Annotated in this window: 13 protein-coding genes and 1 pseudogene; 2 read left to right on the forward strand and 12 right to left on the reverse strand. The window is 54.7% G+C overall.

Annotated features, from left to right (window positions below):
- Positions 1-62: 62 nt before the first annotated feature.
- From GA0061105_RS29580 to GA0061105_RS29625, 10 genes and pseudogenes are all read right to left on the reverse strand, one after another.
- A pseudogene (locus tag GA0061105_RS29580) lies at positions 63-787 on the reverse strand (IS256 family transposase); the annotation flags it as partial.
- Positions 788-976: 189 nt separating this feature from the next.
- Positions 977-2,206 carry an alpha/beta fold hydrolase gene (locus tag GA0061105_RS29585; protein ID WP_077995106.1) on the reverse strand — a complete coding sequence of 410 codons (1,230 nt, stop codon included), beginning with the start codon at positions 2,204-2,206 and terminating at the stop codon, positions 977-979.
- A 129-nt stretch (positions 2,207-2,335) separates the two neighbouring features.
- Positions 2,336-3,025: a GntR family transcriptional regulator gene (locus tag GA0061105_RS29590; RefSeq protein WP_016737430.1), complete on the reverse strand. Its 690-nt coding sequence runs from the start codon at positions 3,023-3,025 to the stop codon at positions 2,336-2,338.
- A 120-nt stretch (positions 3,026-3,145) separates the two neighbouring features.
- Positions 3,146-3,940, reverse strand: a complete 795-nt coding sequence (locus tag GA0061105_RS29595) for an N-acyl homoserine lactonase family protein (protein ID WP_077995107.1) — start codon at positions 3,938-3,940, stop codon at positions 3,146-3,148.
- A complete protein-coding gene (locus GA0061105_RS29600; protein ID WP_004673287.1) occupies positions 3,940-5,067 on the reverse strand; it encodes a zinc-dependent alcohol dehydrogenase family protein in 1,128 nt (375 codons plus the stop codon). Before GA0061105_RS29600 ends, GA0061105_RS29595 begins: the two co-directional genes overlap by 1 nt.
- 12 nt (positions 5,068-5,079) lie before the next feature.
- On the reverse strand, positions 5,080-5,964 hold the full coding sequence (locus GA0061105_RS29605; RefSeq protein ID WP_077995108.1) for an MBL fold metallo-hydrolase: 885 nt from the start codon (positions 5,962-5,964) through the stop codon (positions 5,080-5,082).
- A gap of 351 nt (positions 5,965-6,315) precedes the next feature.
- A complete protein-coding gene (locus GA0061105_RS29610; RefSeq protein ID WP_004673285.1) occupies positions 6,316-8,874 on the reverse strand; it encodes a sensor domain-containing protein in 2,559 nt (852 codons plus the stop codon).
- Between the two features lie 432 nt (positions 8,875-9,306).
- On the reverse strand, positions 9,307-10,506 hold the full coding sequence (locus tag GA0061105_RS29615) for an ABC transporter substrate-binding protein (protein WP_008534366.1): 1,200 nt from the start codon (positions 10,504-10,506) through the stop codon (positions 9,307-9,309).
- Positions 10,507-10,690: 184 nt separating this feature from the next.
- Positions 10,691-13,204 carry a methyl-accepting chemotaxis protein gene (locus GA0061105_RS29620; RefSeq protein WP_008534365.1) on the reverse strand — a complete coding sequence of 838 codons (2,514 nt, stop codon included), beginning with the start codon at positions 13,202-13,204 and terminating at the stop codon, positions 10,691-10,693.
- Between the two features lie 211 nt (positions 13,205-13,415).
- The gene (locus GA0061105_RS29625) at positions 13,416-14,165 is read right to left on the reverse strand and encodes an SDR family oxidoreductase (RefSeq protein WP_011053351.1); all 750 of its coding nucleotides are present in this window, start codon (positions 14,163-14,165) and stop codon (positions 13,416-13,418) included.
- Positions 14,166-15,359: 1,194 nt separating this feature from the next.
- Here GA0061105_RS29625 and GA0061105_RS29630 point away from each other — a divergent pair.
- Positions 15,360-16,394 carry an AraC family transcriptional regulator gene (locus tag GA0061105_RS29630; RefSeq protein ID WP_016737424.1) on the forward strand — a complete coding sequence of 345 codons (1,035 nt, stop codon included), beginning with the start codon at positions 15,360-15,362 and terminating at the stop codon, positions 16,392-16,394.
- 70 nt (positions 16,395-16,464) lie between these two features.
- Here GA0061105_RS29630 and GA0061105_RS29635 read toward each other — a convergent pair whose 3' ends face one another.
- Positions 16,465-16,650, reverse strand: coding sequence for a hypothetical protein (locus tag GA0061105_RS29635; protein WP_004673279.1), 186 nt, complete (start codon positions 16,648-16,650; stop codon positions 16,465-16,467).
- 521 nt (positions 16,651-17,171) lie between these two features.
- Entirely contained in the window at positions 17,172-19,181 is a 2,010-nt protein-coding gene (locus tag GA0061105_RS29645; protein WP_004673275.1) for a HAMP domain-containing methyl-accepting chemotaxis protein, read from the reverse strand.
- A 398-nt stretch (positions 19,182-19,579) separates the two neighbouring features.
- Here GA0061105_RS29645 and GA0061105_RS29650 point away from each other — a divergent pair.
- A partial coding sequence (locus GA0061105_RS29650; protein ID WP_141130249.1) for a helix-turn-helix domain-containing protein occupies positions 19,580-20,030 on the forward strand: 451 nt, incomplete at its 3' end.

Here is a 20,030-nt window from a genome sequence, read left to right on the forward strand (position 1 = left end):
CTTGAGCGGATCGCCAACGGCTGGCCGAGCAGCGATCTCGATGCACTCATGCCGTGGAATTACGCGCGCTGAACGGTCTCAGCTTGCCGCTTACGACCTTCGTGCGCATCGGAGACAACAAGGTTCACACCACGTAATCCTCGACGTGTCAGCCTGCGCAAGAATTCCGTCCAGATCGGTTCGGCCTCCGAGGTGCCAACTTCCATACCCAGGACCTCGCGCCGACCGTCGTTATTGACGCCGACCGCGATAATGACGGCGACTGAGACATGCGGCCGCCACGCCGGACCTTGAGATAGGTCGCGTCCACCCAGACGTACGGCCACTCACCTTCAATCGGCCTGTCGAGGAACGCCTTCACTTTGACGTCGATCTCTTCACATAGACGGCTCACCTAGCTTTTGGAGATGCCGCTCATACCCATGGCCTTGACCAGGTCGTCGACAGAACGAGTCGAGATTCCCTGGATATACGCTTCCTGGATAACGGCCGTCAGAGCTTTCTCTGCCATCCGACGCGGTTCAAGGAAGCTCGGAAAGTAGCTGCCTTTGCGCAGCTTCGGAATGCGAAGCTCGACGGTGCCAGCCCGCGTCTCCCAATCGCGGTCACGGTAGCCATTGCGTTGAGTGAGCCGCATCGAGTTCTTCACACCGAAGTCTGCACCCGTAGCCGAGCCTACTTCCAGCTCCATCAGCCGCTCGGCAGCAAGACCGATCATCTCACGCAACAAATCTGCATCGGCACTCTTCTCAACAAGGGAGCGCACGTTCATCATGTCATTGGTCATCGGTGATCTTTCCGTCAGGTTGGTCTTGAACAACCCGACCCTAGCGGAAAACACTGATGGCCGCCCGCAAAGCCGATCACCCGCTACAGCGCAACGAGAAGCGCGCGGGCGCTCGGCTTTGCTACCTCCCGTCAGCTACACCAGGTGCTGGGACACGATCGGTAAATGGCCAACGCGTTTGCTTTGTGATCAGCCGTTATCTTCGACGAACCGAATAGCGTCTTGCAAGAAGCTCCGGAAATAGTCAGGATTTTCGCACATCGGAAAGTGCCCAAGCCCCTCCATAACGACATGACGGCTGCCAGGAATGAGGGCCGCTAGCGCTGCTCCGTCTGCAGGCGTCGCAGAGTAGTCATAGGTCCCGGAGAGAAGAACGGTCGGTGTTCGCTTGGCATCAATCTTCGGACCGACGACGGCACCGTCGAACTCGTCGCTGTAGAACGAAAGATCGCCGGGATAAACTCCAGGAGCACCCTGCGAGTAGATCCAACTGGCGCGGCGTCGCTCTTCTTGCGGGCTGAGCGGGCTCATGATTCCGCGGACATAGGCTGAGTTATGAAGCGACCCATGAACGTTGACGTTGTGTTGAAAGGGGTTGCGACGGCCCTTTGACTTCAACGGCGGCTCGACCGCAATTACACCCATTAGACGTTCCGGTCGCTCCGCCGCCAGCACCATGCACATCGCCGCGCCCATAGATCCTCCAACGACGATAGCTCTGTCTCCGACGAGCTGGTCGAGTATCGCCGTGCACCAGGTCAGGTAGAGATCCGTTGTGAGTTGATAGGGCGAGCCGTCCCAAGTTAAAGGAGGCATCGAACGTCCGTGAAAGGGCAGATCAACTGAGATCAATCGGTTCGTACGCGCAAACCCAGTGTCGGAGAGTTGCGGTAGAAACTGACGGCCGTCTGCGCCAGCCGTATGGAGGAAAAGGATAGGAGTTCCTGCACCGGCTTCCTCGTAAAAGATATCGTGTTCTACGCCGCCGACCTCTACCCGCTTATAGCGTCCGGTGACCTGTTCAATATTTCGATCGACCTTCGGCGCAACTAGGGGCGGAGACGCTACGACGATCTCGAACAGTCGCTCCAGAGCGGGACGCGCTTGAGCGATTGCTACGGGCGAACCAGATAACGTGAACTCAGGGTTAGCGAGTTGAAAGGCGGTGAACGAATGGTAGGTTGCCGGCGGCGGCACCTGCATAACCTTTTCCCAAGCTCCGTCTGGGGCACTCAGTATGACGTCAGCATTTTCGTCCGCGCCGTCCAGTGCGACTATCCCGCCTCCCACAGCAAGTGATGACTTTTCTGGTCCAACTTGCAACGAGATCCGTGTTGTAAGACCTGGGGTCAGTCGCGGTAGCTCCGGATCTTCGATCGCCAGGGTTACGCGTTTAATCAGCTCGGCATGGGCGCCCATACGTCCTCCCTAACAAAATGATGTTGTTGGGAAGCCGCACTTCCTGTGCCTCACCTCCCATAAGAGAGGTAAGCAGATTTTCAGACAATCTGTCAACCTTAGCCGTCGCCTGAACTTCGTTTTGTGGAACTACTCGGAGGTTTCGACGGGGTTCTTGCTCAAGTAGTCCAACGCCACCTTAGCCGCGATTTCGATATGGCGCTTGCAAAGCGCGGCTGCCCTGTCGCCATCACGCAACGCAATAGCGGCCGCAATCTCTCTTATCTCGAAAACGCTGTTCTGCAGCCGCCCTGGCTGGGTCATCGATGTCATCCGCAACAATGTGACCCGGTTGTGCAACGACGTCAGCATTTGCTTCACAAACACGTTCTTGCTGCCGGTCATCAAACAATCGTAAAAAGCGGTCTTGGCTTCGATGATCCGCGTTCCGGAACCGCTCTTGGCTGCGGCTTCGAACGCTTCCACGGTCTCGAGGAGAGCAACGATCTCTTCATTCGAACCGTTCTCGGCGAACTCCTGGCCGGCAAAGCTTTCAAGCAGCGCGCGTACACTATAAAGCTGCCTAGCCTCCTCGTAGCTGATAGTGCTGACAACCGGCCCCCGATGCGGATAGCTAGTAATAAGCCCTTCAGCTTCTAACTGGCGTAGCGCCTCGCGAACTGAAGTTCGGCCAACCCCGATGAGTTCGCACAACTCGCGCTCCACCAGCCGCTGCCCGGGCTTGAAACGGCCACTTGAAATAGCCTGCCGGAGCTTATCCTCAACAAGGATTCGAAGAGAGGCGTTTTGACGTGTAATCTGGAGGTCGATCGTTCCCATTCACAACAAACCTTCGATGAAATTTCTAGTGACGCACAGAATCAATATACTGCCGGAGCGTTTCGTAGGACAACCCGATTGTCTGCAAACAGCAAAAAATTTCAATCGGTTTATTGTGGGTCACAGGAGAACTCTAGCGAACTGGAGGTCTGGCGCAAGGGGAGAAAATTTCCGTAGCACCTCAGGGTCATGACCCGGAATGATGAGTCCGTTTGCTCCGGCAAGGACGCGGAGCTTGTTGTAACCCTCGATTACCTCTAGGTAATCTGCAAACAGGGGAAACGCGCCGTCATTTTCAAGATAGTGCTGGAAATGAAGCGCGTCGGAAGCGATAACCAGCAAAGCGCCGCCTGTTGCCACCGTAACAACTTGCAAACCTTTCGAGTGACCGCCAACCAGATGCACCCTGCATCCAGGAACAATTTCCCCATCCCCATCATGGAACCGTACCCGTGACTGAAAAACGAGCCGGACCGCGTCGACGACACCTTCTGTAGCAAAAGGCCGACGCATTCGCTCATGGCACATACACCGCCCCGTTCCATACGCCATCTCCCGATCCTGAATGTGAAAAGTGGCGTTAGGAAAGGCCGGGAGGTTTCCGGCGTGATCGTAGTGCAGGTGTGTCACAACGACATCAGTAATTTCGCTGGATTTGATGCCAAGGCTGCTCAGTGCTGCCACCGGATGGATCAAGAGGGTCCGCCCTCTGGCCGCGCCCTCTCCGGCTTCGAAACCAGTGTCGACAAGAATTAATCGGCCCTCGAGACGGATCAGCCACACGAAGTAGTCGATTTGTGATGGACGATCATGAATGTCATCCGTCTCTAGTATCAGGTCACTTACTGGTCTTTGCGCGGTGCCGTAATGGATGGCGAGCACTGTCCACTCGTTCAAGAGAATTCTCCCCGCCATCAGTCCATCAAGACTAGGTGTCGATTGATCTCGGCCCTGTCAAGACGGTCGAAAACCTCATTGATCTCATCAAGGGGGCCAGTGCTCGACAGCAATTTGTCCACTGGCAGCTTACCTTTGAGGTAAAGGTCGATATAGCGGGGTATGTCGCGCGATGGCACGCAGGAACCCATATAGCTGCCCTTGATCGTTCTCTCCTCTCCGACCAACGGCAAGGGCGAAACCTCGAAACGGGAATTTGCGCTGGCCAGTCCGGCCGTAGCGGTCATCCCTCCGCGCCGGGTAATCTCATATGCAAGCTCGAATGCCTTTTTGGATCCAGCCATCTCTATCGCGTAGTCTACCCCGCCGCTTGTCGCGCCTTTTACTTGGGCAACAATATTCGGCGAGGTGGCCAAAAAAGTCTTCGTCGCTCCCAGCTCCTTGGCAAGATCCAGCTTCGCTTGGATTAGGTCGATCGCCACGATATCGCTTGCACCGCTCGCAACAGCGCCAAGTATCGCCGAAAGGCCTACGCCGCCGAGCCCGATTACCGCCACACTACGGCCTGGGCGGACCCCACACGTGTTCATCACAGCTCCAACGCCGGTCATAACGGCACATCCGAAGAGAGCAGCTGTCGCCAAATCGATATCTTTGGTCACTTTGACTACCGAGCTCGCCGACACGACAGCATATTCGGAAAACGCAGAAACGCCGCTATGGTGGTTAATTTCGTATCCTCTCAAACGGATGTGCTTGCCGCCGGATAGAAGCGTTCCTGCAGCATTGGCCTGGTAGCCCGGTTCGCAGAGGCTGGCGCGGCCTTCAGCGCAATATGAGCAATGGCCACAAACCGGCAGAAATGACATGACTACATGGTCACCAACCTCAACCTTCTCGACACTCGGTCCGATTGCTGCGACGACGCCAGATGCCTCATGGCCTAGAGCGACTGGAAGCGGACGCGGTCTGTCCCCATTGATTGCGGACAGGTCAGAGTGGCAGACACCGGCAGCCTTGATCTTGACCAACACCTCCATGGGGCCAGGCGGCGTCAGTTCCACAAGCTCAATCTTAAGAGGTTTCGAATTTGAATAGGGCTTCGGCAGACCCGACTCCCTGAGGATTACCGAACGCATCTGCATCTTTGAAATTCCTTATCGATGTGCAAGCAACTGCATTGGAGAGGGGATATAGCGGAATCCGTCTCCGTTTCGCACCACATGCCCGGCACCTGGCCATGCGAAGTGATAGGACATTACCGCAATGCGATCTGTCGCCAGCATATCAAGCACGCGCGTGCGGGATCTAGCTGACAGCTTCGGGTCCGTGTCGTATCGGAATTCCATCATCGGCCTCTCCATCAACAGGATATGATGGTGCGTAAGGTCGCCGAGAACACAGAGGCGATCGTTTCCCGACTGCAGCATAAAACAATGATGACCGAGCGTGTGGCCGGGGGCCGAAATCGCGTGAACGCCCGGCAAGAACTCCTCGCCGTCTTTGAAAAAGAAGGTCCGATCCTTGTGGGGAAGCAGGTTTCGCCGAGCGTTATCGATTTGAAATTGAAATGAAGAATCGATCGACGACCCGTCCGTCCAGTCCGTGAAGTCTCGCTCACTGATGAAGATGTCGGCGTTCGGGAAATTTAACCTTCCATTGGCATCGCACAGACCGCCGATATGATCGATATGGGCGTGCGACAGAACCACCGCATCGATCTCCGTCGGATCTCGACCTGCCTCTCTCAGGCTGGCTAGGAGCCGACCTGTGGTGGGCCCGAAAGCTTTGGAAGACCCCATCCCGGTATCAAATAGAATTGTTCTTCCATTTATCTCAACAAGCGGCACATTTTGCTCGAGTACAACTTTGTTCGTTGGCAGGAAATTGTCCTCTAGCATCAGGCTGACCGTGCGTGGCTCTACCCCCAAGAAGTTCAGGCGAGGATCTCCTAGCTCTAACGGCCCGTCGGACAGTACCGTGATTTTTCCATCGCCAAATTCGAACGGATAAAAATACGGAAGCTTGGCCAGGTGATGCATACTAAGAGACACTGATTTTCCTCCCATCAGGTGCTTGGCTACATTTTTGGCAGATTGTATGATAATCTGTCAAATATTTTTGAAGAAAGCCATTCGAGAGCGACTGCCTTGCTTTAGGAGCCGGTGTACCGCGTTTTCCCCGGCCTACCGAATGCCGCGCAGTAGGAGCAGAGCATTCGAGAATGCGGCTCGCGGGGCCGCACAACGCATGGTCGTTGACCCAGCGTTGCCCCCTGTTCCGCGAAAAACCGCAGACATTCAGAGATTGACGAGGCTCAAGTTGAGTTGTCTCACAGCGCGCACCGCATCACCGTCCATCAGACAGGTGACTTTTTCCCATATTCGCGCTCATCATCGCGAAGCGGCGTAACGATCTGAAACGAAGCCGGTGGCGGACGCGCGCACCCAAAGAGCGATCAATTCCATCTTCGGCAGGGCCTTGCTGTAAAAGAAGCCTTGCGCCGAACCGCATCCGTTCGCTGCGAGAAATGCTGCCTGCTCGGCGGTCTCAACACCTTCCGCTACCACGTCCTGTCCAAGACATTGTGCAATGGACAGAATCGCTTTGACCAATTCTTCGTTCCTTTTGTCCGAGCTATTTATGAATGACCGATCGATCTTCAGCGTGTCGATCGGGAAGCGGGCTAGATAGTTGAGCGCCGAGTAACCGGTGCCAAAATCATCGATAGCAATCGAAAATCCCATTTGACGCAGCTTAAGAAGCGTCTGCAGGGTCTCGCCCTTCCGATCGAGAAGCAGACTCTCCGTGATTTCGATTTCGATCCATTCCGCGCGGCAACCGGTTTCACCGAGGATTGCAGCGATCTCGTTTACCAACCGTGAGCATTGGAATTGCTTACCCGAAAGGTTGACTGCAATCTTGTGCAGGTGGTGGCAATCGGCGTTCAGCTCCTTCGCCGTCTTGCACGCTTCACGCAGCACCCATCGCCCGAGTTCAACGATCAGCCCGGTATCCTCAGCGACCGGAATGAATCGAACCGGCGGAATCATGCCCATCTCGGGATGAGGCCATCTCAACAACGCTTCCGATCCTATCATAACGCCGCTGTCCAGAAGCACCTTGGGCTGGTAGTGCAGCTCCAATTCTTCGCGCTCGATAGCGCGGCGCAATTCAGATTCCAACTGCATGCGCTCCTCCACGCCCACAGTCAAATCCTTCGAATAAAAGCGAAAACTGTTTCTCCCCGAGCGTTTGGCAAGATACATCGCAGAGTCGGCGTATTTCACCAGATCGTTGACATCTGTGCTGTCGTCGGGCGAGATCGCGATGCCTACACTGCATGACACGTAGACTTCCTTGCCATCCAATAGGAAAGATTCCTTGAATCTCTCGAGGATCGAGCACGCAACCCAATCGAGATCGTCGGTTGTCTGGATTTCCGGCAACAGAATCGCGAACTCGTCGCCGCCGAGACGCGCAACCGTGTCGAGATCGCGGACAGATTTCTTAAGCCGGGTAGCGACCTGGCAGAGTAGTTGATCACCCACAGGGTGACCCATCGTATCGTTCACGACTTTGAAATGGTCGATGTCAATCAGCATTACCCCTGTCCGCCGACGTTGAGACGACGCGTCACTGACGACCTTTTGCAATCGCTCGTTAAACAGCAAGCGGTTCGGCAAAGAAGTCACCGGATCGTAAAAGGCCATTTGCCTGATTTTTTCCCGCGAGGCGTTCAGTTCCGTGACATCGCGAGAGACCCCGAGGACTCCTGTAACCTCTCCCCCGGCGCCGAGGACCGCAAGTTTACGTGTTTCGAGAAGAATGGACTGACCGTTCTCCGGGGAAACCACCCAATTCTCGTCGATAAGTATGCCACCGGCTTCGATCGTGGCCTCATCAGATTTTCCGGAAATGTGAGCTCTCTCAGCCCCGAACAATTCAAGGTCCGTTTTTCCAACGACCTCCGCCTCTGATTTCCCGGTCAGCCGCTCAAATGCATGATTGCACAAAAGGTGTACGCCATCGACATTCTTTACCCAAACCATGTCAGGAATGGTTTGCAGCACACTTAGCAATTGCGTCCGCACGGAGTTGATGGCGTCTTCCGCCTGCCTTCGTTCCGTGACATCACGCGAAAATGCCAGGAGCGTGGTGGCGGCGTCAGGATCGGCGCTTGGTCGTCTAGCCACCGACAACTCGAACCATCGGGTCTCGCCGTTTGGCAAGGATACGCTAATGCATCGACCGTAGGCAACTCCTTCACTGCTTGCAGTTCGAAGCGCCTCCATTGCAATAGCCGCTTGATCAGGCGCAAGAACTTGGTCGACCGTCCTACCCAGTAGCATTTCCCGCTGCTGGGCTAGTAGTTCGGGATTTCTGGTCCAGACCTGAAGATATCGCCCATCCTCGTCGACCTCAAACAGAACGTCTGGAATAGCGGTGACGATCCCTTGGGCTAGTTCGAGAGCGTTTTTGAGTTCCTGCTCCGCCAACTTGTGTTCGGTTATGTCGATGATAACGCCAATCAGACCCGCGGGCTCGTCGTCGTGACCTCTGAAAACTGCCTTGTTGCAGACAACATCCAGGATGGCGCCGTTTGCGAGAGCGATCTTACGCTCGGAGACTTGGGCTCCACCCCTTTCAAGAAGGCCTTTCTCTTCAATAGAATAAATTTCCGCCAGTTGCGTTGAACTGAGATCAAAATCTGTATTCCCGATGATCTCGTCGCGCGAGCGACCGAGGAGATCTTCGAAAACCTTGTTGCAACCGACATAGCGACCGTGCAGATCTTTGAAGAAAATTGGGAGGGGCAACACGCCGATCAATGCTTCAAGCAGCGCTCCTCGGTCGGCTGAGGTATCATGATGCAGCGCTTCGTCTCTCCGGCGATTGCGCCTTTTCTGAAAAAAGGAGCGTTGCCAAAGCGGTTGTAAAGTCGAATTCATCGTGAAGCTCCTTACCGAGGGCCAAGACAGGATGCATCATCCATCCGATCAGGAATTCCGGGAACGCCACCCAAATCATTCGAGCAACAAATTGATGCAGATATGTCAGTAAGGCCTCGAACCGCGCGTCGGCCTGAGCCGGATAGTGCGGTCGGAAATGAACTTTGCTTTCACATTCGAAGCAACAACCTTCGCGGCAGCACGTAGATTGATTGGCGCAATGAGTATGTTGTCCCGTTTGGCGAGAGGAGGGCCGGAGGAAGAATGCTACCGCGGAGCAAATATGTTCGTTGGAACCGGATCGCTTGGCTCATGTCTCCTGAGGCGACCCGGGCATTTCCCAATTTGAACTGTCATTCCTTAGCGCAGCCTACCTTGCACGAGAGCCGATCATGAAGGCACCGCATTCCACACAGACCCCGCATGCGATCTTCAATCGGCCGGCTTCCAGGAGAGCGGATCCGCTGGGTTATCGAAATATTTAGCAGCAGCGCTGGCAGACCACCAAGCTGTATTCTTCGGCTCGATCCAATCCTCAGAGTTAGGATCGCAATCAGCTGGCAAATCCGCCATTACATCCTCTATGGTACTGGGAATTGCTGGCCGCAGGATTGTCTGAATTTTGGGGCCCTGTCCCTCAAGAGTTCGCATCATTACGTCCCATACGAAACCCGCCTCAGAGCGCGGCGGCCAGAAATGAAAACTCTTGCTTACGAAGTCGGGGTTCCGTCGCCAGTAACAGGCTGCCGAAGCTTCGCCCCCTAGAACGATTGGGATCATGTCGCGCCCGGACTGGCGCACCGCGTTGATAACACCATTCTCAGCTCCCGACTGAACGATAATACCATCAATTCGACCGGGATTCGCTGCAAGGAATTTTTGCACCTCGGCCTGCGCGACCTTGTCTGTCCACTTCCCGTCGACATGACCTACGATCTTTATCTCGGGATAATACTCCAGAGCCTTCTTTGCGCCGACGTCAAAGCTGTCCGAGGAGGCAAAGCCGGAGATCCCCGAAACGAGAAGCACATTGCCACTTCCTTCGATTTCTTCAGCGAGCCACTTCGCCGCCTCAAACCCGCCTTGCATGTTGTTCTCAGTTGCGTTGACGGCGAACGGCGATGTTACGTAACCAGAGTACGAGAACACAGGCACTCCTTTTGAATACGCATACTCTATCGTAGGATTAAGCGCCGTGAGGTTCGAACAGCAGATAATAATTGCATCAACGCCGTCGTCTACCATCTGCCGCATCTGCCTGATCTGGACAGCGTCTTCAAGATTTGACTGGGTGACGATGAACTCGGAGACCAGCCCCGCTTTCTTGAAAGCTGGAACAATCTTGTTTGTGAACTCATCAAGAATACTCGCACGCCAAGAATTGTCAGCATATGTCGATGCGTACCCAATTTTCCACGGCGGTGCTCGCTGTGCCTTAAACGTGCGGAAGACAGATTCACCTGTAGGCAACTTTGGATCGAGCAACTCGTAGGTTTTTCGTTCCTCCCGCGGCAATTCCGTAAGGCCACCGGCGGCCGCTACAGAAGGGATCACCAAGCCGGTGATTAGAATAATGGCTCTTGTAATTTCACGTATGCGCACGGATTTGATACCTCTCGTGTCTCTGAGCATTGCAAAGCAGTTGATCTCTTGAAGGTTGATCGGCTCTAGGTGGGTTTTTTACAGTCAGACGGGCGGCGAAAGGGAGACCAAGAGCCTAAGGCCGGATTTCGCTTCCGTAAGCGGATTTCCCTTCAGTAGAACGCCGCTATCACAGTGGCCATCCGACGCGTGGCAGTCTCGTTCGATGCGCAGCTTACGCCACTAACCTAACCCGACGCGTCGACTTATCTTCGGTCAATTTGAATGAAGCGAGCCGCTCGCTGAGTTCGTTAGTCTGATCCGAGAGAGTCTTTGCCGCGGCATTTGTCTGCTCGGCCATGGCAGCGTTTTGTTGTGTTCCCTGGTCAAGTACATTGACGTTATTGTTGATCTCGGCGAGGGACGCCGCTTGCTCGCGGCTCGAATTGACGATTTGATCAATCCGATCGGAAATCTTCAAGATCGACGCCGTTATGTTGTGTAACGCCTCACCTGCTTTCCCCACGTAATCTGAGCCGATCGCCACCTCCGAAGAGGATTCCGAAATCAGGTGGCGAATCTCGCGGGCTGCAGCTGATGATTTCTGGGCAAGTTCGCGCACTTCCTGGGCTACGACTGCAAAACCCTTTCCGGCATCTCCAGCACGAGCCGCCTCGACACCAGCATTTAGTGCCAAAAGATTTGTCTGGAACGCAATCGTATCGATCAAACCAATGATTTGGCCGATCTTGTGGGACGCGTCTTCTATTCTGCCCATTGCGTTGATCGCATCGGTCACAATGGTTGCCGCACCCTCGGCGTGTTCTTTAACAACGGACACGAAAGCCTGGGTTTCATAGGCATTCTCGGATGATTTTCTGACCGTGACCGTCACCTGTTCGACGGCGGCCGCAGCCTCCTCCAGTGAGGCGGCTTGCAATTCAGTTCGCCGCGACAGATCATCTGAGGCTTTGAAAAGCTCGCTGGTTCCCCATTGAATTTGATTGGTATTCTCGTCGATATGAGACACTGTCTCTCTCAGGATCGAAAGCGAGTGATTGAAATCGCGCCTCAGCGGCTCAAGATTGGGATGGAATTGGCGGTCAATTTCTTGAGAGATGTCGCCACGCGCCAATCGAGATAACGCCTCTCCTAGAATGGTGACGGCAGTTGCGACCTCCTCCTCCATCTGAGCGCGTTCGCGTTCACGATCCATCCGCTCCTGTTCAACGGTTTTCCTATCGGCTTCCGTTCGTGTCTCGATGTCCATCTTCGAGACAGCATTTTCACGGAAAACCTCGAGTGCGCGAGCCATTTCACCTATTTCGTCTCTCCGGTCACGTCCGACAATCTGCGATCGAAGATCGCCCTTTGCCAGCTCTTGCATGCGCTTCGCGATCCGTTCGATCGGGGCGCGAAGTGTCGCCATCAGGCCGGCGCCAGCCGCCAAGGCTACCAAGACGCCGGACACTGTGGCGATAGTTGACAGCAAGCGGGCAAGATTGCTTTCATTGCGAGCATCGTTTTCCTGAGTTGCTGCAAAGGTTACGAGGTTTTTCCAGATCTCCTGGCCGGTTTTGTCCGCCTCAGAATATTGCGCTTGGCGGGCTTCCGCTATCTTGACCAGCTTCTCTGTGTTCTCTTGGATAGAATCCACCTGGGCGAATAGATCTTCCTGCATTTTATCGAAGCCAGATATCGAGCTGGCAACGCCTCCAACTGCCACGGTGTCACGCGCCAATTTTGTAAGTTGCTCAACGAGGCGCTGCTGATTCTCTGCGTTGGCTGTACGGAACAGGTTATTGATTTCGATTTCGATCGAATCGGCGTCCTGGCCGATCGTTGTCGCCGTCGCAACAAGCATTTCGGAATCCGTCAACGCTTTATCCAACGCCCGGATCGCATTTGTTCCTTCAATCATGTGCTGGATCGCATCCACTCGCAGGTTCGTCGCAAAGCTCTGTAGGTCAGAGCCGGCAAGCCGTGTGGAAGGGTCGACAAATTCGGGGTTGGCGATTAGCTTGGCGATAGTCCTCTCAATTTTAGTAACGGCCTGCTCGTCAGCAGTCGAGACTACCCGCTTAACTGTTTTTAGCGACTTTTTGATCACAAGCCCTTGCTGGGCGACAGTCGGAGGCTGCTTCGCTCCGTCCGGCAAGCTCACCAAGTCTTCCGCCATGTGTTGCATAACTGATGCCGTATCGAGTGAGCGGGTAGCCTCCCGGAGCATGGTTTTCCCGGAGTTCTCCTGATTGCGTACTTGTGAGCGCACATCAACCGCAGCCAATTTAAGGGCGCCTCCGACCTCCTTGATCTTCGACAAGTTGGAAACAATGTCGCTGCGAACGGATTCCTCGTCATTATGCAAAGACCACATGCGGCCGATGCTGCCCGAGATAACGGACATTGCCGATACACTGTTTTCGAGCGCACCAGTTTCGCTCCCGCTACCTGCCGCCGCTTCCTGGAGCGACTGCATGGTTGCGCTCTGCCCGTTTAAACTTGTCAGCGCCTCATCTCGGTACTCCGTTGAGCTTTGCGCCAAAAAGCGGTTCATGCTTTCCGCGACACTTCGAAACCCGCTCAAGGTCTGAAGAACCTCATTTGAAAGCCGAAGACGAGACTGAAGCAAGCCAGTTGCTTTTAAGCCGACCCCACCAACTGCCGCCAATATCAGGATCAAGGGTACAAGTACCAACAACACCTTTGCTCTTATGGTAAAGGTGGACAACAGGCGATCGACGAACATACTTACCTCCAAAGGGCTCAAACGGTGCTGGGGCCTCGCTTTTGGAATAGTAATGTTTGAGCCTGAACGAACATGGATAAGAGTTTCACTAAAACAATCGAAACTTTTTTACGTGTTGTTAGGATTTGACCTCTTACCCATTGCGTCTTTCGAGAAACTTAACGGAAGGTTAATACCTGCAGATTTGCCGGATCAGAACGTGGGAGTGGATCTATCTGCACCGAGGATCGATCTCCAGCACGTTCCCTGTCAGCTTTCCGGACAGTTCCGAATTCGCCAGGAATTGCACGGCGTGGATCACTGTTCGAAGCACGTCATTTTCGCTTGAAGACGTAGAGTTCACATCGCTGGCGTGTACAGCATTTATCCTCAGCCCGGAACCGAAATATTGCCTAGCAATTGCGGAGGTAGTAGTGCGCAACGCCGCTTGAAGGACGGCTTCTGCTTCCAGCGAGGTCGTCTCTTCGAACCATGCGACGTCCACTACGGCAAGCTCCGCGCCCTGAAGTCGAGAGCTAAAGGCACCTGTAACTCTGATTAGATTGGATACGGCATCAAGCCCCAGATTCGCGCTGGATAGCGATCCCGTTACAGTTTGGGTTGTTTCATTTCTGCGGAAAACTATGTTCACCAGAACGTCGACCCGTCTCCAGCGCAAATACACCTGGTCAGCCATTGAGTTGACGTAAACGTCTCTGTTCGGGTTGACTTTGACCGGTAAAAAATTGTTTCCTTGGCCTTCAGCCAGGGAGGCGAAGTCGGCGGGATTGGCGTCGCCTACGGCGACCCGATAGCCTTTTTCTATAAATGAGCGCGCCAAACAAAGACCAACAGGATTTGACGCGCCTATCAAGACACAGACTTTTTCCCCAGGAGAAATGTTGGCGTCACTGTCACGTTCAACCAGTACCTCGGTCGATGGAGTATGACACGCCTTGTGAGTCAGAGACGCTTGTATCACGCGCCGGTCGCCGCTTCCGGCAGATTAAGAAGGTCGACAATTTGTGCATTTTTGGCCAAGTTTAGCACTTATAACTCCCGGTCCGTCGCTGCGTCTCCCGCGAACAAGCAATGCGCGGGCGATATAGTAAAATTTTTGTCCGACAATCTGTCAATTCCTTTTTGCGATTTTCGGCGGACACATGTCGAGACCGGCGTCATTTTGAGGCCTCATGCCCGCAATGCCGTAAGCATCGGTATTCCGACACCCGGTTGAGTTTGATGTGGTCTTTCCTGTTAGTCTTCTCTCGCCGCCACGTTCCGATTTGATCGCGCTTTTCGCGTTCGCGCGGCACAGACAACAGCACGCCTATGGCAGCACAAGCTGTTTGACCATCATCAGGTTTCGTCCTTAAGCTCTTCTTTTGCCCAATCAGACGCCCGGAGTCCGTACCCGCTAAGAAGAGCGCAAAGTCAACCCAATGCGACGAGGCGCGGCTTACGCATTGATATTTGCCGCGACCGCCTCGCTTAGTAGGCCAAAAGAACTCGTCGACGTCTTTGCGTCTCCGAGTGTTGAGCCTGGAGCGTGCCTCTCTTATACGTCATAACCGAAGTATGCTGATGCGCAGGTTAAGAGGACCAGCGTGTGGCGAAATCGTGGGGCCATCCTACAGCACAATCATTTTTCTCCGTGTCGACTCAACGGCCTCCAAGGTCGGTTGGCGTAGGTTCTCTCCCACTCATAGCACTCCCACCCTTCCCGTGACGGGCTGCGATCGAAAGCAGCCCGTCACCCCTCGCCTTGGGAGGCATCTTTAGATTGATTTGCCGTGCGGGAACTCCACTAGAACCGTGGCAGATTTCCCTGATGCTGCCTTGCCTTTGATCAGGAATAGCATTAACGTATATCAGACAATCTGTCAATCTGTTCGAGGCTTGTGGAAGCCAGTCATCGCATCATTAGAGGCTTCCCAACTGCAGCGCTGAAAAACTAGGAGGCCATCTCGAGCGGGAGAACGTGGATGTCGGTGCTGGTGATGATCCGCCATGACGAAAGCCTAGGGAATGAGAGATTCAACCGGCCTCCACAAAGGTCCGAATCGGTCATGTACGCGATCAAAATCGCTCGCACGCCATCCGGTCTCGAGCTTTGAAGGTTTGGAAAACTAGTCCCGGCATGTGCGAGTTGGTGTTCATAGATAGGTTATATTGGATGACCGAAAGTTTGTTCAGCAAGCCCGATGAAGGGACCTTAGTGAAAGACAACTTTATCGAGGGCTCCGATCCCGAACGTCTTTTGCCTTTGATATCATCGCCCCTGGCGTCATCTGACCTTGCTCAACACGACAGTAGATCGCTTAACTCTCGCTGCAGTCGAATTTCCCTTGATGGTTTTGGCGTTGCGGATGCCCATCATGAAGAGGCGTTCTCGGTCATGATAGATTCCCCAGTTGACGTCGTAACGGTCTTCCTGCCGGCGTCCGGGAATGCAGTCTTTCATTGGTCTGGGCAACAGGTAGAGTCGCCGCATGTTGCAAATGCTCCGCTAAATGCCCGACAAGATGGCATAAGATCTCAACTGTCATTGACGATCGATACGCAATCCTTGCGTGACAAGCTTTCTCGCATGCTCGATCGGACGATCAGCGGAAATCTGCAAATTCAGCCGACCCTTGATCTTGCATCGAGCGCGGGAACGCTCATGCGAGAACTAGCCCTGTCTGCCCATCGCGGCCTCAGTGCCGGGGGGGCTCTGCGACAATGCCCGTCGGCCTATAGCTCGCTCCTCGACGCGATAGAGTACCTTTTGATCGAAAGCTGTATGCATCGCTATACCGATGAACTTCGTCGTCCGGCTCCGTCTCCCACGCCTCGCCACGTGAAACGGGCAATGGAGTTTATGGAAGAGCATATGGCTCAACCCATTTCCCTTAACGATATCGCCGCTGCGGCCAAGGTCAGCGTGCGGACTTTGCAGCACGGCTTCCGACAATTTCGTAATACCAGCCCCACAATGCACCTCCGAGACTTGCGTATGTGCGCAGCTCGACAGGAACTGCTGCAAAACGGCGCTAAAATCAGCGTTTCGGAAATAGCGCTTAAGTGGGGCTTCACACACCTCGGCCGTTTTGCTGCAGAGTACAAGAGACGTTACGGCGAACTGCCATCTAAAACAGTGCATATGAGCGATGTTCTGCCGCATAGGCGATCTATGTGTGCTTCGCAGGCCTCTCCGCCCGAAAGCTGACCCGGAAATAGCCCTTCGCGATGGCGCTGTGGTTCGCAGCGCTCCACCGGGCTATACCATCGCTGCGCCCTTAATTTTTCGGTCTGTCGCCACAGACGGTCAGCAGCCGAGCGTACAGTGCTTCAAGGTGATTGGTGATTTGGATCATTTGCAGCCGCTCTTGCTCCAGGCGCTGCGACTGTGCATCTTCGTGGCTTTCTAAGTGGGTATCTGTCTTAGCCTGTTGCCCGAAATTGATTGCGATAACTTTGGACATCTTCGAACTCTCGTTGAATTTCGTTAATACTCCGCGTCTTGAAGGAAGACAGTCGCGGAAGGTGAAAAAGCAAAAGTCTGCTAGGCAGCTGCGATGCGTCCTGATTGGTGCCAAACCTTTGCTCAAAACTAAGGAAGCATTCCATCCCTTGTTCAAGCGGAGTGATTCCGTAGCTGAAGGTTGGGTCGAAGTCGCGCCTAAGTCCGAACCGGTTGGATCCGATCGCCGTTGATCGATAGAATGCCAGAGACCTGATCGACGACCGGGCCGATGATACCATCTGCTACCTCAACGACGACAATGGCGCTGTGGCTAGACCGATGGGATTGGTTATCTCGGCAGCAAGCTCTATCACCGGAATGACAGAACCGGCAGATCCCTGAACCGAGAACATGCGTTAGGGGCAGCGGCGTCGCCTCTGCTAACCCCCGGATTTCCGGGATCAACGTCGTCTTCATGCAGAACTGCTGGCTGCCAGATGGAAACCGATAATATCCTGCGATGAATTATGACATGATTCATTAAAACTCTTCCCATTCCTTAGTCGCGACAGCGGCTGTAGTACGTCCGCCGAAGGCGCCGGCAAGCTTCTGGGAGAGGGCACGCGCTGGCGAGGCGGCCGGCTTACCGTTCTGGTGGGCAACACGCCGTACAAAAGTCGAACCGTCGAGCCTGAAGCGCGCAATAAGCCGCGCCAGATTGGAAGCCTCATCCGCCAACCGGTTGGTGGCCGCCGTCGATTCTTCCACCATCGCCGCATTCTGCTGGGTTGTCTGATCCATCTGGTTGACCGCAGTGCTGACTTCCGCCAGCCCGGTCGATTGCTCTCGTGCCGCCGTCGAGATCGTATGAACGTGCTCGTTCACCTTGATCACGTGGCCTCGGATTAGACCAAGGGCATCGCCTGTGGCCGTTACCAGCCTGACCCCAGTTTTGACCTCGTCGCCGGACCGGTTGATCAGCGCCTTGATATCCTTGGCGGCAGTGGCGGAGCGCTGTGCCAGTTCACGCACCTCCTGAGCCACAACGGCGAAACCCTTTCCAGCGTCACCCGCACGCGCCGCCTCGACGCCGGCGTTGAGGGCCAAAAGATTGGTCTGGAAGGCGATCTCGTCAATGACGTTAATGATCTGGCCGATTTCATCCGAGGCCTGCTCGATGCGGCCCATGGCGGCGACCGCGTCTTTGACAACCGCGCTCGACTGCTCGGTGCTTCTGCGTGCCTCATCGACCATATGGCTGGCTTCCGTGGCTCTTTCTGTCGAGCTTTTTACCGCCACCGTGATTTCCTCAAGCGCCGAAGAGGTCTCCTCCAGGGCCGCGGCTTGCTGTTCCGTGCGCTTTGAAAGGTCGCCTGAGGCGATGCGCATCTCGCCGGCTCCGCCGTTGATCGTGTCGACGGCGGAGCGAACCTCGCCTAATACGGATCGAAGGGCTGCCATGGTGGCGTTGACATTACTCTTCAGTTCACCAAAGGCTCCCTGAAACTCGCCGCACATGTTTTCCGTCAGATCCCCATCGGCAAGCGCTGAGATAACTCGGCGAGTTTCGGCGATGCCCCGGTCAACAGAGGTGACCAGTTCGTTGACGCTTCCTGCAAAACGGTCGAGAGCCGCATCGCCGTATTTCTTGGTGATGCGATGGGTGAAGTCACCGGCTACGGCGGCTGACACCACCTCGGCAATGCTCGACTGCAAGTCGGCGCTCTTGGCCTGCAACGCGGCCTCCTGCGCGTTCAGATCGCGGGCCTTGATGCTGTTTTGCTTGAATACCTCAACGGCTCTCGACATCTTGCCGATTTCGTCGGCGCGCATTGCGAAAGGAACCTCAGTGTCGAGATTACCATCTGCCAGTACGCCCATCGTGGTAGTCAACCGCGAGATCGGATCGGTAATCTTCCGGATGCAGTAAAGCAGGGCTATAATGCCCGTCGTAGTTGCCAGCGCCATGGCAAGAATGGTGACCAAAACCGTCGATGAAACGGCGCCCATCGTGTTTCCGACGGCCGCGACTCCACCACGCTTGTTAACTGCGACATCCTGGTCAAGGAGCGCTCCGCTATCATTATACAGTTTCGTCGTGGCGTCACTCGTTAGAAGAGCGAATGCTTCATCCTTCTTGCCTGCCTGCATTAGTTTAACAATCCGCTCGCCATCCTCCTGATATTGCGTCCACAAAGCGGAGAACGCGTCATAGGCCTGACGCTCCTCGCCGGATGTCACCATCGGCTCATATTCACCACGGGCATTCGCGAGATCCTCCATCTTCTGGCGGAAGGTGGTGATATTATGCGCAAGGCTCGTCGAATCTGATGAGTTTGTCACCAGCCTGAACTGCAGGATGCGGTAGTCCCCGGTGATCGTATTGATCCGATTTATCACATCGATCGATGGCAGCCAGTTGCTGGCAACTTCGGATATATTGCTCCTAATGGACAGCAGCTTGACGATACTCACGATGCCCTGGCCCGCCGCGAGAAGAGAGAGCAGAACAAATATCAAAGATAAAGCGAGTCTAATGGACTTGGGCATAAAGGCAAACCTTTTAGGTGAGGTGGACGATCGACTTGTCTACTCAAATCTTCCAATTGCCGTTTCATTCATTCGAACGGCAGATCAATCTTGTGGGTCTGTGACATAGCTGAGAATACCTATTGGTTGCGTTGGTTAATGAAGCCTTTCCTGCCCGTCTCGAATGCAAAAAGACGACGTTTTAAGGATAGTCAGGCGTCCAATGGATCGTCCGCGCTTGCAAGGAGGATGCAGCCGGCAAAATTTCATTTGGCGCCGTTCGAAGAGCATCATCGTTTTCAGCAACCGAGTTTCGCCCCGCCACGAGCGACCTAGAGCAAGTCCTGCGATCGATGAATCGATTGTGATGTGACGGCGTCCATCGAAGCTGATTCAACTCCACAGAGAAGAGGTGGATGATGGGACAAGCCCTGAGCGATGATCTTCGAATACGGGTTTTGAAAGCGTCTGCGGCGGGCATGTCGGCTCGACAGGCTGCGGCTCGTTTCGGAGTTGGGATTTCGACGGCGATCCGCTGGATTGCAAGAGCGAAAGAGGGTGAGCTGACTGCTCGGCCACAGGGCTGGAGACGACCTTCGGCAGTGGATGCACACGAGGAATTCGTTGTCGCGTTGATCAACGAGCGTAGGGATGTGACGCTCGATGAGATGGTTGAGCGCTTGTCCGTCGAGCGGCAGGTGAAGATCAGCCGCAGCGCACTTGGCGCCTGGCTTCGAGGCCGTGGGTGGACCTTAAAAAAGACCGCACACGCACTGGAGCAGGACCGACCGGACGTCCTGAAGCGCCGGCGCGCCTGGTTCGATGGTCAATTGGACCTCGATCCGGAGAAACTGATCTTCATCGACGAAA

Source organism: Rhizobium aethiopicum, assembly GCF_900094625.1.
Classification (GTDB): domain Bacteria; phylum Pseudomonadota; class Alphaproteobacteria; order Rhizobiales; family Rhizobiaceae; genus Rhizobium; species Rhizobium aethiopicum.